17 protein-coding genes are annotated in these 15,872 nt (G+C 37.2%); 14 read left to right on the top strand and 3 right to left on the bottom strand.

Going from position 1 to position 15,872, the window contains the following annotated elements; all coding sequences use genetic code 11:
* The 6 genes from B5D29_RS05150 to spoIVA all read left to right on the top strand — a co-directional run.
* A partial coding sequence (locus B5D29_RS05150) for an integrase core domain-containing protein (protein WP_143406729.1) occupies positions 1-235 on the top strand: 235 nt, incomplete at its 5' end.
* 216 nt (positions 236-451) lie between these two features.
* Complete coding sequence (tig, locus tag B5D29_RS05145) at positions 452-1,732, top strand: trigger factor (protein ID WP_078768510.1); 1,281 nt, start codon at positions 452-454, stop codon at positions 1,730-1,732.
* A 32-nt stretch (positions 1,733-1,764) separates the two neighbouring features.
* Entirely contained in the window at positions 1,765-2,355 is a 591-nt protein-coding gene (locus B5D29_RS05140; protein ID WP_078768509.1) for an ATP-dependent Clp protease proteolytic subunit, read from the top strand.
* A gap of 12 nt (positions 2,356-2,367) precedes the next feature.
* Entirely contained in the window at positions 2,368-3,648 is a 1,281-nt protein-coding gene (gene clpX / locus B5D29_RS05135; RefSeq protein ID WP_078768508.1) for an ATP-dependent Clp protease ATP-binding subunit ClpX, read from the top strand.
* A 120-nt stretch (positions 3,649-3,768) separates the two neighbouring features.
* The gene (locus B5D29_RS05130; protein WP_078768507.1) at positions 3,769-5,250 is read left to right on the top strand and encodes a LysM peptidoglycan-binding domain-containing protein; all 1,482 of its coding nucleotides are present in this window, start codon (positions 3,769-3,771) and stop codon (positions 5,248-5,250) included.
* 9 nt (positions 5,251-5,259) lie between these two features.
* Positions 5,260-6,735: a stage IV sporulation protein A gene (gene spoIVA, locus B5D29_RS05125; protein ID WP_078768506.1), complete on the top strand. Its 1,476-nt coding sequence runs from the start codon at positions 5,260-5,262 to the stop codon at positions 6,733-6,735.
* 12 nt (positions 6,736-6,747) lie between these two features.
* Here the strand turns inward: spoIVA and B5D29_RS05120 are convergent, their stop codons facing one another.
* Complete coding sequence (locus tag B5D29_RS05120; RefSeq protein WP_143406728.1) at positions 6,748-7,035, bottom strand: DUF1294 domain-containing protein; 288 nt, start codon at positions 7,033-7,035, stop codon at positions 6,748-6,750.
* Positions 7,025-7,315 (bottom strand): hypothetical protein, encoded by a 291-nt coding sequence (locus B5D29_RS05115; RefSeq protein ID WP_078768505.1) that lies wholly within the window; start codon positions 7,313-7,315, stop codon positions 7,025-7,027. The genes B5D29_RS05120 and B5D29_RS05115 overlap by 11 nt, the downstream gene beginning before the upstream one ends.
* Positions 7,316-7,364: 49 nt before the next feature.
* Between B5D29_RS05115 and B5D29_RS05110 the strand changes: the two genes are divergently transcribed.
* Positions 7,365-8,546: a glycoside hydrolase family 10-like protein gene (locus B5D29_RS05110; RefSeq protein WP_078768504.1), complete on the top strand. Its 1,182-nt coding sequence runs from the start codon at positions 7,365-7,367 to the stop codon at positions 8,544-8,546.
* On the opposite strand, the gene mtaB is transcribed toward B5D29_RS05110, so the two are convergent.
* Positions 8,521-9,807, bottom strand: a complete 1,287-nt coding sequence (gene mtaB / locus B5D29_RS05105) for a tRNA (N(6)-L-threonylcarbamoyladenosine(37)-C(2))-methylthiotransferase MtaB (protein ID WP_078768503.1) — start codon at positions 9,805-9,807, stop codon at positions 8,521-8,523. The two genes, B5D29_RS05110 and mtaB, sit on opposite strands and share 26 nt — an antisense overlap.
* 78 nt (positions 9,808-9,885) lie before the next feature.
* Between mtaB and B5D29_RS05100 the strand changes: the two genes are divergently transcribed.
* From B5D29_RS05100 to plsY, 7 genes are all read left to right on the top strand, one after another.
* The gene (locus B5D29_RS05100) at positions 9,886-11,028 is read left to right on the top strand and encodes a D-alanyl-D-alanine carboxypeptidase family protein (RefSeq protein WP_078768502.1); all 1,143 of its coding nucleotides are present in this window, start codon (positions 9,886-9,888) and stop codon (positions 11,026-11,028) included.
* 88 nt (positions 11,029-11,116) lie between these two features.
* Positions 11,117-12,460: a glucose-6-phosphate isomerase gene (locus tag B5D29_RS05095; protein ID WP_078768501.1), complete on the top strand. Its 1,344-nt coding sequence runs from the start codon at positions 11,117-11,119 to the stop codon at positions 12,458-12,460.
* 43 nt (positions 12,461-12,503) lie between these two features.
* Positions 12,504-12,920: a hypothetical protein gene (locus B5D29_RS05090; protein WP_078768500.1), complete on the top strand. Its 417-nt coding sequence runs from the start codon at positions 12,504-12,506 to the stop codon at positions 12,918-12,920.
* A 109-nt stretch (positions 12,921-13,029) separates the two neighbouring features.
* Positions 13,030-13,533, top strand: coding sequence for a YceD family protein (locus B5D29_RS05085; protein ID WP_078768499.1), 504 nt, complete (start codon positions 13,030-13,032; stop codon positions 13,531-13,533).
* A 35-nt stretch (positions 13,534-13,568) separates the two neighbouring features.
* Positions 13,569-13,748 carry a 50S ribosomal protein L32 gene (gene rpmF / locus B5D29_RS05080; RefSeq protein ID WP_078768498.1) on the top strand — a complete coding sequence of 60 codons (180 nt, stop codon included), beginning with the start codon at positions 13,569-13,571 and terminating at the stop codon, positions 13,746-13,748.
* A gap of 59 nt (positions 13,749-13,807) precedes the next feature.
* On the top strand, positions 13,808-15,139 hold the full coding sequence (gene der / locus B5D29_RS05075) for a ribosome biogenesis GTPase Der (RefSeq protein WP_078768497.1): 1,332 nt from the start codon (positions 13,808-13,810) through the stop codon (positions 15,137-15,139).
* Positions 15,136-15,792 (top strand): glycerol-3-phosphate 1-O-acyltransferase PlsY, encoded by a 657-nt coding sequence (plsY, locus tag B5D29_RS05070; protein ID WP_078768496.1) that lies wholly within the window; start codon positions 15,136-15,138, stop codon positions 15,790-15,792. Before der ends, plsY begins: the two co-directional genes overlap by 4 nt.
* Positions 15,793-15,872: the final 80 nt, after the last annotated feature.

Here is a 15,872-nt window from a genome sequence, read left to right as displayed (position 1 = left end):
ACATATCAACCACAAGCTTATCAGACCAAGAACACCTTGGCATAACGGAAAGGTTGAAAGAAGCCACAGAAATGACCAAGAAAGATTTTACAATTATTTGAGCTTTTACTCTTACGATGATTTAATTGTTCAAATGAAACAATATCTCAAACGTTCAAACAACATACCTATGTCTGTTTTGGGTTGGAAATCACCATTACAAAAACGAGCAGAACTCGAATACATCGTTGATTAAAGCCGCCGACAATGTGATGATTTCACTTCGCTACGCTCCGTTTAATCATCACATTGTCCTTTTCCCAATACTTTTTATTTTAATATCTCGGTGTCACATCATTGACAAATGAACATATATATAATAATTTATTTTATAAATATATTGAAATATATTTTTTTATGTGGTATAATGCTACGGTATCAAATTGTAATTTAATTAAGGAGGGTCATTATTATGGCACTTAAGTCATCTAATAAAGTAGAGACAAATGTTTATGAACTTGAAATTACTGTAGATGCAGAAACATTTACAGAAGCATGCAAAAAGGCTTATTTGAAGCAAAGAAAATCAATCCAAATCCCGGGCTTCCGTAAGGGTAAGGCTACTCAGGGTATGATTGAAAAGGTATACGGCGAAGGTGTTTTCTATGAGGAAGCTCTTGAAATCGTTTATCCTGAAGCAGTAGGTGCCGCATTTGAAGAAGCTGGTCTTAATGTTATTGATCAACCGTCTGATGTTGATTTCCCTGTAATGAGCAAGGCAGAGGGCGTTGTAATCACAATGAAGGTTACTACATATCCTGAAGTAAAGCTTGGCGAGTACAAGGGCATTAAGGGCAAGATGCTCGACACAGATGCAACTGATGAGGATGTTGAAACAGAACTCAAGAATATGCAGGATAGAAACTCTCGTCTTGTAACTGTTGAAGACAGAGAGTCTGCAATGGGCGATACTTGCGACATTAACTTTGAAGGTTTTGTTGATGATGTTGCTTTTGACGGCGGCAAAGGCGAAAATTATCCTCTTGAACTTGGCTCAAACAGCTTTATTCCTGGTTTTGAAGAGCAGGTTGCAGGTCATAAGGCAGGCGAGGAATTTGATGTAAATGTTACATTCCCTGAGCAGTATGAACCATCACTTGCTGGCAAGGACGCTGTTTTCAAGTGCAAGATTAACGAAATCAAAGCAAAGGAACTTCCTGAACTTGATGATGAATTCGCAAAGGATGTATCAGAGTTTGATACTCTTGATGAACTTAAGGCAGATTTGAAGAAGCAAATCGCTGACAGAAAAGCAGAGAATGCAAAGATTGATTTTGAAAATCAAATTCTCGAGCAGGTTTGTGAAAATATGGAAGTTGAAATTCCTGAATGTATGTTCACTCAAAAGTGTGACGAGATGGTACAGGATTACGCATACAGACTTCAGATGCAGGGTCTTGACCTCAATACATATCTTCAGTACCTTGATCAAACAATGGATCAGTTCAAAGAACAATTTATGGAAGGCGCAAAGCAACAAGTTAAGTCAAAGCTTGCTCTTGACGCTATTGTAAAGGCTGAAAACATTGAGGCTTCTGAAGAAGAAATCGAAGCAGAAATCAATAAACTTGCAGAGCAGTACAATATGGAAGCCGATAAGATTAAGGCTGCTGTTCCTGCAGAGCAACTTTCTGCTGATATTACTACTCGTAAGGCTGTTGACTTCATTGTTGACAACGCTGTTAAAGAGTAATTAAACATTCTAATTAAAGGATAGTGATAAGTATGGCATCAATGCCTTATGTAATTGAACAATCAAGCTCAGGCGAGCGTAGCGTTGATATTTTTTCAAGACTTTTGTCAGACAGAATTATTGTTCTGTCTGATGAAGTAACTGATCAAACAGCGTCACTCGTTGTTGCGCAGTTGTTGTTCTTGGAAAGTCAGGACAGCACAAAGGATATTTCTTTGTACATCAATTCTCCGGGCGGCTCTGTTACTGCCGGTCTTGCTATTTATGACACAATGAACTACATCAAGTGTGATGTTTCAACAATTTGTGTCGGTATGGCTGCAAGTATGGGTGCTTTCCTTTTGAGCAGTGGTGCAAAGAGCAAGAGAATTGCGTTGCCGAACAGCGAAATTCTTATTCACCAACCTCTTGTTGGCGGTAACGGAATTACCGGTCAGGCAACAGATGTTGAAATCGCTGCTAAAAATCTTTTAAAGACTAAAGAAAAACTTAACAGAATTCTTGCTGAAAATTGCGGCAAGGATTATGAAACACTTGTTAAGGATACAGACAGAGATAATTGGATGTCTGCAAACGAGGCTATGGAATATGGCCTTGTTGATAAAGTAATCGAGAAAAGATAAGGAGTATCGGTTTTGGCAAAAGACGATTCTAATGTAAATGTGGCCAGATGTTCTTTCTGTGGCAAGAGCGAATCTATGGTTAACCGTCTTATCGAAGGCCCGGGAGTTTTCATTTGTGATGAATGTGTTGCTTTGTGCGACGATTTAATTCGCCAAAGTACTCCTGCACCAAAGTACGATAAGAAGTTTTCTGAAATGGTTATTCCGAAGCCTATGGAAATCAAGGCAAAACTTGATGAGTATGTTGTAGGTCAGGACGAAGCGAAGAAAAATCTTTCTGTTGCTGTTTATAATCATTATAAGAGAATTTATTATGATAACGGTTCTGATGTTGATTTGCAAAAAAGCAATATTTTGCTTCTTGGTCCAACAGGTGTCGGTAAAACAATGCTTGCACAGACTTTGGCAAAAATTCTTGATGTGCCGTTTGCTATTGCAGATGCAACCACTCTTACCGAAGCCGGCTATGTCGGTGAGGATGTTGAAAATATTTTGCTCCGCTTGATTCAGGCTGCTGATTTTGATATTGAAAAAGCACAGCGTGGTATCATTTATGTTGACGAAATTGACAAGATTTCCCGTAAGAGCGAAAATCGTTCTATCACCCGTGATGTAAGCGGTGAGGGCGTTCAACAGGCACTTCTTAAAATTCTTGAGGGCACAGTTTCAAATGTTCCTCCGGGAGGCGGAAGAAAGCATCCGCAACAGGAATTTATACAGATTGACACAACAAACATCTTGTTCATCTGTGGCGGTGCGTTTGACGGTATAGACAAAATTGTTGAAAAGCGTTTGGGTAAAGGTTCACTCGGCTTCGGCTCTGAACTTTCAAAGAATGTTGATAATAAGGAAGAAGTCCTTAGAAGTATCAATCAGCATGATTTGGTTAAATACGGCTTAATTCCTGAACTTATCGGCAGAATTCCAGTTCTCACAGTTCTTGACGAACTCGACAAGGAAGCACTTGTTAAGATTATGACAGAACCGAAGAATTCAATCGTTAAGCAGTACACCAAATTGTTTGAAATGGACAATGTTGAACTTGAATTTGAGCCTGGTGCTCTTGAAGCTATGGCTGACATTACACTTGAAAGAAAAACAGGCGCAAGAGGACTTCGCTCTGTATTTGAGAGCGTATTGGGTGATTTGATGTTCAGCGTTCCGTCTGATTGCTCTATTGAAAAAATTGTTGTAACAGAGGATTCTGTTCGCAATTCAACACAACCGCTTCTTCTTACAAACAAATCAAGAAAGCCAACAGTTCTTCATCCAAAGGACATCAAAAACGCATAATTTAATATGTTTTAACTGCATCGAGAATGATTTTCCATTCTCGGTGTTTTATTTTTGCCAAGCTGTGATATTTTTTGTTTCTTTCGCATAGTCTTAATTGAAATAGAAAGGAGCAAAATTATGGAACTCGAAAAAGAATATTCTTGCCTTGAAAAGAATGAATTAGTGTTTTGCAAAGCTATAAATGTAGACAAGAATTATCAGGAAACACCCGAAGCCTATCTTGATGATATTTTTAAGGTGGTGAAGTGCACCGCTCATAGCTATGTGACATCTTGCGATATAAAAGATTCAACCGTTTACATAATCGGAAAGACAGAGATTTGTTTAACCTATTATAATGAGCAAAATGAACTTTTGTACACTGATTTTGTAGAAGATTTTAACGAAAGTATAGCAATCGACAGCGTGTCAGAATATGCTTTTGGTATTGTGACAGTGTGCAATAAATACTGTAATTTTAGGATAATTAACCAAAGACGAATTGATATTCATACCTCTTTTGCTCTTAATGTTAGCGTTTATGACAAAAAGAGTTGTCCTTGTGTTTGTAAGTGTGAAAAATCAAAGCTTAAAAAATCCGAAGAAAAAATTGCTTATGTTGAAAATGCTGTTATATCCAAAATTGATGTTGAAGAATCTTTTGTATTGCCTGCAAATTCAAATGGAATAAACAGAGTTGTCAGCTTTGAATTGAGTGCAACCTCAACGGATATTAAGACTATCAAAGATAAGGCTTTGATTAGAGCAAATGTTTCGATTTCGGTATTGTATACAAATAACGAAAACAAAATTGACAAGGCAAACTTCACTTTTGAAGCATCCAAAATAGTTGAAATATCAGGCGTTGACGAAAAATGCAGTTGTATTGCAAAAATCAGCAAAGGCAGTTTGTATGTCAAAGCTAAAAGTTCAACGGATGATAATGGCGGAAAAATTGAATTATACGGCGACTTGTCGCTTGCCGTGATTGTTGTTAAAGAAGAATGCAGAAAAATTATTTCTGATGGCTATATAGTTGGTAAGAAAACAAAAAATTCGTATTCTTCATTTGACTGCTTGACAAACGGAAAGTGTGTTTCTGATTCTAAAAATGCAAAATTGTCGCTTGATTTGTCCTCTTCAATAACTAAAATCTATGATTTAAGCGTAGTCGTCAGCAGTTGTACTCAAAAAAACAACAAACTGTGTGTTGATTTTGAAATTTGTATTTTGGCTGAATCTGCCGAAAAGGGAATAGAGTATATCACTCAAACAAAGACGATTGAAATCAAAACCGAAAATTCGGAAATTGCAAGTTCTGCTTTTGTTTCTTCTTTTGATTACACAATTGTTAATGATAAGAATATTTCTGTCAATGTTATGTACAGCTATTGCGGATATATGGGAAAGCAAAAGACAATCAACGCTTTAAGCGAGATTGAGTGCACAGATGATTCTGTGAGTGTTCCTGCTTTGACTTTGTATTTTGCAAAGCAAAATGAAAAACTGTGGGATATTGCAAAGAAGTTTTCATCTGATATTGAGCTTATAAAAAAAGAGAATAACATTACCTGTGAAAGTCTCGACAGCAACAAGGTAATTATTATTCCGGGATTATAAGGAGGAAATATGAATACAGATATTTACAGCGATATCTCCAAGCGAACAGGCGGAGATATTTATATTGGGGTTGTCGGTCCTGTACGCACAGGCAAATCAACCTTTATCAAGAAGTTTATGGAAACTCTTGTAATTCCTAACATTGACGATGACTTTGTAAAGCAAAGAGCGAATGATGAACTTCCGCAATCCTCGGCAGGCAAAACAATTATGACTACCGAACCGAAATTCATTCCCGAAGACGCTATTGAACTAAAACTTGATAATTCATCAAAATTTAAGGTTAGAATGATTGATTGTGTTGGATATATCGTTCCAAGCAGTGAGGGATACTTTGAGGATGAAGCACCAAGAATGGTGATGACTCCGTGGAGCGAGGAGGAAATTCCGTTTAATCTTGCTGCTGAAATCGGCACAAAAAAGGTTATTGAAGAACATTCAACCATCGGTCTTGTGGTGACGACAGACGGCACAATCAGTCCTATACCGAGAAATGAATACGCCGAGGTTGAAAAGCGTGTTATTGACGAACTCAAGGCAATAAACAAGCCGTTTGTTGTTCTTTTGAACAGTGCAAATCCAAACAGTAAGGCATGCAAGGATTTGGCTTGTAAACTTGCAAAGGAATATAATAAACCTGTAATTCCCGTCAACTGCCTTGAACTTGATGAAAACAAAATTAAAGATATTATTTCAGGTATACTCTATGAATTTCCTGTTACAAGTATCGGAATTGATTTGCCAAATTGGTTTAGAAGTCTTGATGAAGATGACAAGTTGCGAACCGTTGTGACTTCTACTGTTCTTGAAAATTCGTCAAAGGTTTCAAATGTCCGTTCCGTAAGTGATTATATAAATTGTATATCGGCTATAGATGAAATAACGGATATAAGCGTTACATCGGTCGATTTATCCTGTGGTAAGGTTTGCGTTAAGGCAAATATTGACAATTCATATTTCTATACTATTTTGTCCGAAAAGTGCGAAATAAAAATCAGTAACGAACAGGATTTAATGCGTGAAATATCTGCGCTTTCAAAGATTAAAAGGGAATATTCACGCATTAAAGACGCACTCAATCAGGTTGAACAAACAGGCTACGGAATTGTTATGCCTACCCTTGATGAATTGTCGCTTGAAGACCCTGAAATTATGAAACAAGGCGGAAAATACGGCGTAAGATTAAAGGCTCACGCTCCGTCAATTCATATGATAAAGTGTAATACCTACACAGAGGTTGCCCCGATTGTCGGTAGCGAAAGCCAAAGCGAGGAACTTGTGATGTATTTGCTCAAGGAATTTGAAAACAATCCGTCACAGATATGGGAAACAAATATTTTTGGCAAATCGCTTCATTCTCTTGTTAATGAGGGACTTAATAATAAACTGTATCGTATGCCTAATGAGGCAAGGGATAAGTTCAGAGAAACGATTGAAAGGGTAATCAATGAGGGGTGCAGCGGTTTAATTTGTATTATACTATAAAAAATTCGGCAGTCAAAAACTGCCGAATTCTGTTTTAAGTATTAAATAAGTTATTATTGCAACCTGAAAACTAATGATTGCAGGAAAGCCGATCATAAAGGATTTATGTTGTGTTTTGTGCCTGATTGTTTTCATTGTGATGTAGCTTCCGATTGAACCGCCGAGGAGTGCAATTGTCCAAAGCGTTGCTTCCGGTATACGCCATTTGTTCTTTTTTGCTCTCTGTTTGTCAACAATGTTGACTATCGCACCGACAATGTTGACTACAATCAGATATATTATTAAAAATTCATACTTCAAATTTTTTAAGTTCCTTTAAATCATAGTTGCCGATTGCGAGTTTTTCGCCGTTTTTAAAGTTAACGCCCTTTTTGTTGTCAACACCGAAAACCGATGCACATTCAGGGCAAACGAGAAAATAAACATTTTCAAATTTTACAACAGGAAGTTGTGGAATTAACTTTGTGTTCAAGTTTGTAAAAACAGAAAATTGAACCTTGTTTTTGCAATTCGGACATTCGAGAGCAGTAGTTTGTCCTTGCTCAAATATTCTTTTGCCTTTGCCGAGTCTGTATTCCATAAAATCACCTCATTTGTTATATAATACTATATTAGAAAGAAGTGTTCAAGTGAAAAAAGCAATTCCTTTAATTTTAATTTTGTGTTTTATTCTATCTTCTTGTTCTTTGCAACAGGGAAATACACAGATTGAAATTGATAAAACGGAATACAGAAAAGCGATTTGGATTGCTTATTATGAACTTTCTGAAATGACAAATGGCAAAGATAAATACGAATTTGAAAAAACTATCAAAGAAGAATTGTCAAAAGTTGCATCAAAAGGTTTCAATACAGTTACAGTTCAAGTAAGACCATGTGCAGATGCGTTTTATAAATCAGCATATTTCCCGACAAGCAGATATTTTAACGGTGAACAGGGAAGTGAAATGAATTACGACCCGCTTGAAATTATTTGCTCTTACGCACAACAGTTTGATCTAAAAATCGAGGCGTGGATAAACCCATACAGAGTAAGCCAAGATGATGATTATTCCAAACTTTCACCGAATAACTTTGCTGTTAAAAATAAAAAAATGACTAAAGTTGTTGACGGCAAAATATACTTCAATCCGGCATATGACGAAGTCACAAACCTTATTGTCAGCGGTGTAAAAGAACTTGTTGAGAATTATAATATTTCTGCCATTCATTTTGATGATTATTTTTATCCGACTCAAAACAAAAATTTTGATAAAAAGGAATATAAAAGATATGGCGGAGATTTGTCACTTGCGGATTGGCGCAGACAGAAAGTTACGGATATGGTTAAGCGTGCTTATGATGCTGTGAAAGGTGCAAACAAAGATGTTGAGTTCGGAATCAGTCCTGCTTCGAATATTGAAAATGACAAGAATAATCTTTATGCCGATGTTGAGTTGTGGGTTAAAAAAGGATATCTTGATTATATTTGCCCACAGGTGTATTTTGGCTTTAAAAATGTGTATCAGCCGTTTATGTTTACTGTTAAAAAATGGGTTAAATTGTGCGAGAATACCAATGTTGATTTGTATATAGGCTTGCCACTTTACAAGGCGAACACAAAGGATGAATATGCTGCTGAAAACGACAGCAGTATAATCAATGAATTTAAAAACAACAATGATATAATTGCACGGCAAATTACATATATTTCAAAAATAGACAAAATAAAAGGATACTACATCTTTTCATATTCACAATTGTCAAGCGAAAATGCCAAGGATGAAGTATCCAATATGTATGAAGTTATGCAAAGCAACAGTCAAGGTTGATGTCTGCACTTTTGATTGTCACTTCTATTTCTTTGCCGATAATGTCTGTGTCGCTTTCCATACGAACAGGCACATAATTTTTTGTGTAGCCTTGATAGGTGTTACCGCCGATATTGTTTTCAAACAAAACAACTTCTTTTGCACCAATTAGTTTGTTGAAGTATTCGTGGCGAATCTTGTTTGTTTCTTCAATCATAACAGAGGCTCTGCGCTCTTTTTCCTGCTTTGGAACATTGTCACCCTTGCGAGATGCAACTGTGCCTTGTCGCTCGGAATATGGGAAGGTGTGCACCTTTTCAAATCCGATTTCTTTTGCAAATTGAAGGGAAGTGTTGAAATCTTCTTCTGTTTCGTCATTGAAACCTACCATAATGTCGGTTGTGATGGTTGCGTCATCAAATGTTGCACGGAGCTTTTTGCAAAGCTGACGGTATTCATCGGAACTGTAGTGACGATTCATATCTTTCAGCGTTTTATCACATCCGCTTTGAAGTGAAATATGAAATTGCGGACAGAACTTTTCATATTTAGCAAGTCCCTCTATAACTTCATCAGTTATATGGTCGGGTTCAAGTGAACCGAGGCGAACTCGTCTGATGTTTTCGTCGTCGTTGCAAATTCTGACAGCATCAACAATGTTGAAGTCTTCACCCTTGCCGTATGATGAAAGATTGATTCCGACAAGTACAATTTCTTTGATTCCGTTGTTGCCGAGCATTTTTATTTCATTCTTCAAATCGTCAAGAGATTTACTGCGAACTCTGCCTCTTGATATTGGAATGATGCAGTATGAGCAAAATCTGTCACATCCGTCCTCGATTTTGACAAACGCTCTGATTCTTTCGCTGAAATGTTCGATTGAGCACTTTGTAAATTCGTCACCCTTTTGGTGCTTGTCGATTTTCACAATTCTGTTGTGCGAAACATTGTAGCGATTAATAAGGTCGAGAATATCGTCATTGCTCTTGTTTGAAAGAACAATATCTGCCTCATTAAGTGCGGAAGCCTGTTCCGGAAATGCCTGTGGCATACATCCGGTAAGAATAACAACCGAATTAGGGTGTTGACGCTTGAATTTACGCACATTCTGTCTTGTTTTTTGGTCTGCTGTGGCAGTAACTGTGCAAGAATTTATTATGTAATAGTCTGCATCCTCGCTGTGCGAAACAATTTGCATACCTGCATTTTTGAGGATTTCAGCCATATATTCAGTTTCGTATTGGTTGACCTTGCAACCAAGTGTATAAAATGCTGCTTTCATATATTTGATGTCCGCCTTTAAATTTTATGCTATTATATCAAATTTCAAATATTATTACAATATATAGTAGGTGTTCTTATGAAAAAAATATTGGCAATTCTGCTGTGCATTGTTGTTATGCTTCAACTGCCTATAATAGTTTTAGCAAATGACAATAAGGAAAAGGACGACAAAATCAATGCAAAATCAGTATGCCTTATGGCTCTTGATACAGGCGAAGTGCTTTACGCCAAAAATGAATACGAAAAACTTTCTCCTGCGTCTGTCACAAAAATTATGTCACTTTTGCTTGTGCTTGAGGCACTTGACAGCGGAAAAATTAAGCTGACAGATAAAGTGACTGCTTCAAAAGAAGCTGTGGCAATGGGCGGTTCTCAAATTTGGCTTGAAGTCGGAGAAGTTATGACTGTTGAGGAATTGCTCAAGGCTGTTATTATTGCAAGTGCAAACGATGCTTGCACAGCACTTGGAGAATATGTTGCCGGCTCGGATGTTGCATTTGTAAAAATGATGAATGACAAAGCAAAATCACTTGGATTGAAACATACAAATTTTGAAAACTGCACAGGCCTTGACGACACCGTAAAGGCACATTATTCCTGTGCTTATGACCTTGCCGTTATTTCTTGCGAGGTGATGAAACACCCATTGATTACAAAATATTCGACTATATGGCTTGACAGCCTCAGAGGCGGAAAAACAGAACTAAATAACACAAACAAACTTGTTAAATCTTATAACGGTATAACAGGCTTGAAAACAGGAACAACATCAAACGCAGGCTTTTGCGTGAGTGCAACGGCAAGCCGTGACGGATTAAACCTCGTTGCCGTTGTTTTGGGTTCGGACACAAGTGAACATAGATTTAACACAGCCTCTTATTTACTTGATACGGGATTTGCAAATTATTCTTGTATAAATATAAATGTAGATAAAAAGAAAATCAAACCTGTAAAAGTAAAAAACGGCAAAGAAAAGGAAGTTAATCCTGTTTATGATAGAAATATAAAATTGATTATACCAAAGGGTAGTGATAATTTAAAATATAAATATAAGATAAAAAAAGAAGTAAAAGCACCAATAAAAAAAGGGGATAAACTCGGTAAAATTGAGGTTATATCGAATGATAAGAAAATAAAAAGTATTCCTTTATATTCAGACAAAGTTGTTGAAACGGTGGATTTTAATTATATATTTTTAAAAATTTTTAAACATATTTAGAAAAGTCAGTTTTTTTATTGCATTTTATTTCAATATGTAGTATAGTATCTCTATAAATTTATTAATTTAACACAAGAGGTAAAATATAATGTCATTGAAATTTAATTCAAAATACAGTGAATCTATTGTATCTCCTTCTGACATTGAAGCAATTGCTCCAAAGGCAGTTAAGGCTATGGATACACTTATGTCAAAGACAGGCGAGGGCAATGACTTTTTAGGTTGGATTGACCTCCCGACAAACTATGATAAGGAAGAATTTGACAGAATCAAAAAGTCAGCCGAGTACATCAAGAAGAATGCAGATGTTCTTATTGTTATCGGTATCGGCGGTTCTTATCTTGGCGCAAGAGCTGTAATTGAGGCTGTAAAATCTTATAATTACAATCTTCTTGCAAAGGATACTCCACAGATTTATTTCATCGGAAACTCTATCAGTCCATCAAGCCTTAACGAAATTGTTAGCCTTTGTGACGGCAAAGATGTTTGCGTAAATGTTATTTCAAAGAGCGGAACAACAACAGAACCTGCTATTGCATTCAGAGTTTTCAGAGAACTCATCAACAGCAGATATTCAAAGGAAGAAGCCGCAAAGAGAATTTTCTGCACAACTGATGCCAACAAGGGTACACTTAAGGAACTTGCCGACAAAGAAGGTTACGAAACATTCGTTGTTCCTGATGATGTAGGCGGTAGATTTTCTGTTTTGACAGCAGTTGGTTTGCTTCCTATTGCTGTTGCAGGTATTGATATTGACGAGCTTATGCTTGGTGCAAGAAATGCACAAAATGAGCTTTGCGATACAGATATTGAAAAGAACGCTGCTCTTAAATATGCTGCAGTAAGAAATTGCTTCTATAACAAGGGTAAGAAGATGGAATGCTTCGTTTCTTATGAGCCTAATATGACAATGTTTAACGAGTGGCTCAAGCAACTCTTTGGTGAGAGCGAGGGCAAGGATGGTAAGGGATTGTTCCCGGTATCTTGTGTATTCTCAACAGACCTTCATTCACTCGGTCAGTACATCCAAGAGTCAGGCGCTGACAAGATGTTTGAAACAGTTGTTAAGTTCAATAACTGCCTCAATGATTATGTTATTGATGAACAAGAGGGCAATATTGACGGCCTTAACTTCCTTGCAGGCGAAAAGATGAGCGTTGTAAACGATAAGGCAAGACTCGGTACATTGCTTGCTCATACAGAAGGCGGTGTTGGCAACCTTATTATCGAAGCTGATAAGCTCGGAGCAGAAGAAATCGGTTATCTTATTTATTTCTTCGAGAAGGCTTGCGCTATTTCAGGCTATATTCTTGGCGTTAATCCTTTCAACCAACCAGGTGTTGAAAGCTACAAGAAGAATATGTTTGCTTTGCTTGGCAAACCCGGCTATGAAAGTGAAAAAGAAAAACTTGAAAAACAATTAGATTTATGATAATATATAGAAAAGATCATATTTCTTACAGGAGGAATAAATAATGATTAAACTTATCATCGGTAATAAAGGCGCAGGAAAGACAAAGAAACTCATTGATTTGGTGAATTCCTGTGTAGAGAATTCTGACGGAAATATTGTTTGCATTGAAAAAGAACCAAAGCTTACATACGATATTTCATCAAAGGCTCGTTTGCTCGAAACAGAAACCTACGGAATCAATGGTCACAAGGCTTTCTATGGTTTCCTTGCAGGTATTTGTGCAGGTAATTACGATGTTACAGATATTCTTATTGATGCCACATTCAAAATTGTTGGCAGAGAGTATGAAAAGCTCCCTCAGTTCTTTGAGATGCTTTCAGGCTTAAGTGAGGCTTCGGATGTAAACTTCTACTTCACAATTAGCTGTGATAAAGAAGATCTTCCGGTTGAAATCTTTGATTATTGCGAAGAAGCGTAAGAATTATGGCACACTTGGCAACAGGTGTGCCTATTTTTTTAAATTTTACTATTGACAAAAAAGCTCTTTATATATATAATACTTAAAGTGCAAACATGAGGTGAACTGTATGCAACTTGATTTTACAAATCTTCTTAACTCATCGGCGGATGAAATCAATATTGATTATCATATGAATGCGGATGATTTTATGTATAGCACCTATAAGCCACTCAAAAACGGTGTTGATGTAAAGGGAAGAGCGTATCAAAAAGTTGGGGTTGTGTATCTTGACCTTGATGTAAACTTTGATTTCTTCGGTGTGTGCGACAGATGTGCGGACGACATTGAAAGAAAGTATGATTTTTCTCTTAATAAAATCATTGTCAACGCAATGGAAAATGAAAATGACGATTACGATGATTATATCGTTGTTGAAAACAATGTGCTTGACCTTGATGAACTTGTTAATGAGGAATGTCAGTTGTTTTTGCCGGCGAAGATGCTTTGCAAGGATGATTGCAAAGGCTTGTGCCAAAAATGTGGCAAAAATTTAAATTACGAAAAATGCGAATGTGCAAAAGATGTTGACCCAAGGTTAGCTGCTTTGGCAGATTTGCTGATTGATGAGTAAACTAACTTGTTTTTATAATAAGGAGGAAATTAAAAATGGCAGTACCAGCAAGAAGAACAGGTAAAGCAAGAAAGAATAAGAGACGTTCAAGCGTTTGGAAGGCAGAGGCTCCAACACTTGTAAAGTGCCCAAAGTGTTCTGAATACACAGTTCCGCACAAGGTATGTGCAAGCTGTGGCTATTACAACGGCAAAGAAGTTATCAGCAAGGACTAATTATTTGAGCATTGGCGACTTTATTTAAGTCGCCTTTCTTGTTATAAGGAGGTTTTTATATGGCGAAACCCGTTGTGGCAATTGTCGGCAGGCCAAATGTCGGCAAGTCTACATTGTTTAATAAGTTAATAGGCTCAAGACTTTCTATTGTTGACGATACTCCGGGTGTAACGAGAGATAGAATTTATGGAGATTGCGAATGGCTTAATCATAACTTTTTGCTTGTTGATACGGGCGGTATTGAGCCATACAGCACTGATGTAATCCTTTCTCAAATGCGTACACAGGCAGAGATTGCTATTGAAACAGCCGATGTAATTATTCTTGTTACAGATTTAAAGTGCGGTGTTGTTGCCTCTGATATGGAGGTTGCTTCAATGCTTCAAAAGAGCAATAAACCTATTGTTCTTTGCGTAAATAAGTGTGACAGTATCGGTGCACCTGACCCTGAATTTTATGAATTCTACAATCTCGGTTTGGGCGACCCTATTGCTGTTTCTTCCGTTCACGGTCATGGAACAGGTGATTTGCTTGACGAAGTTGTCAAGTTTTTCCCTGAACAGGAAGAGGAAGAAGTTGAGGACGAAGAGATTATCAATGTTGCAGTTATCGGCAAGCCGAATGTCGGCAAATCCTCGCTCATTAACCGTATCAGCGGTACAGACAGAGCGATTGTCAGCAATATTGCCGGCACAACAAGAGATACAACCGATACCTATATCGAGAATAAATACGGCAAGTTTAATTTTATTGACACTGCCGGACTTCGCAGAAAAAGTCGTGTAAATGACAGCATTGAAAAATATAGCATTATCCGTGCCAGAATGGCTGTTGAAAGAGCTAATGTATGTGTTATTATGATTGACGCAACAGAAGGCTTTACAGAGCAGGACAGCAAGGTTGCGGGCATTGCAATCGAACAGGGCAAGGCTTGTATTATTGCGGTTAATAAATGGGATGCTGTTGAAAAAGACGGCAACACAATGAAAGAGTTTAGAGAAAAACTTTCTGTTGATTTTTCATTTATGAGTTATGCACCGTTTATTTTCATTTCCGCAAAAACCGGAATTCGTATTGATAAACTTTATGAAATGATTGTTCATGTTCATTCTCAAAACTCAATGCGTATTTCAACAGGCAAACTCAACGAAGTTCTCGGAATTGCTACCGCAAGAGTTCAACCGCCTACCGATAAGGGAAAGCGTCTTAAGATTTACTATATGACACAGGCGTCTACAAGACCGCCTACATTCGTTTTCTTTGTTAACAACAGCGAACTTTTCCATTTCTCATATCAAAGATATTTGGAAAATCAAATCAGAGAAATTTTCGGTCTTGACGGAACTCCTGTAAGATTTATCGTCAGGGAAAGAAATGAGGGTAAAAAGTGATAGCTTTCAAATTTATCATTATTGCTGTAATTTCGTATTTGCTCGGCAGTCTTAATTTCGGCGTCATCCTTTCAAGGGGTATGAAAAACGAGGATGTCAGAGAATCGGGTTCAGGCAATGCAGGCACAACAAATATGATGCGTACCTATGGCAAAACATTGGGCTTGCTCACAATAGCAGGCGACATTTTAAAGGTTATTATTGCTATTTGGCTCGCATTTAGGATTGTTTCTGTTGAAGAACTTAAAATGACTCTCGACAGCGCCTCCGATTATCCGCAGGTGGTTCTGAAATCCTTTGCAGGCTTGTTTGCGGTGCTCGGACATATCTTTCCTTGCTATTTTAAATTTAAGGGTGGCAAGGGCGTTGCAACAAGCGGTGGAATGGTTATTGCGATTGATTGGCGAATTGCACTCATATTGCTTGCGATTTTCGCCTTGACTATTTTGATAACAAAATATGTCAGTCTCGGTTCAATCTTGATGGCAATATTTTATCCTGTTTTTATTGGGATTTTTTACAAAGATATTATTCTTGTGCTCATTGCTCTTGTGTTTACGGTTATAATTGTTGTGGCACACAGAGAAAATGTAAAAAGACTTATTAATCATACCGAAAACAAAATCGGTTCAAAAAAGAAAAAGAAAGAGTAGGCGAGTCCTACTCTTTTATGTTTGTGCTATTGATATAAAAAAATAAGCTGTTCGAAATGAACAGCTTTATCTTTTGCGTA

This window comes from Eubacterium coprostanoligenes, assembly GCF_900167205.1.
In the GTDB taxonomy this organism is placed as follows: domain Bacteria; phylum Bacillota; class Clostridia; order Oscillospirales; family Acutalibacteraceae; genus Eubacterium_R; species Eubacterium_R coprostanoligenes.
Note: the sequence above shows the minus strand (reverse complement) of the source record. Positions and strands in the feature narration are given on the sequence as shown.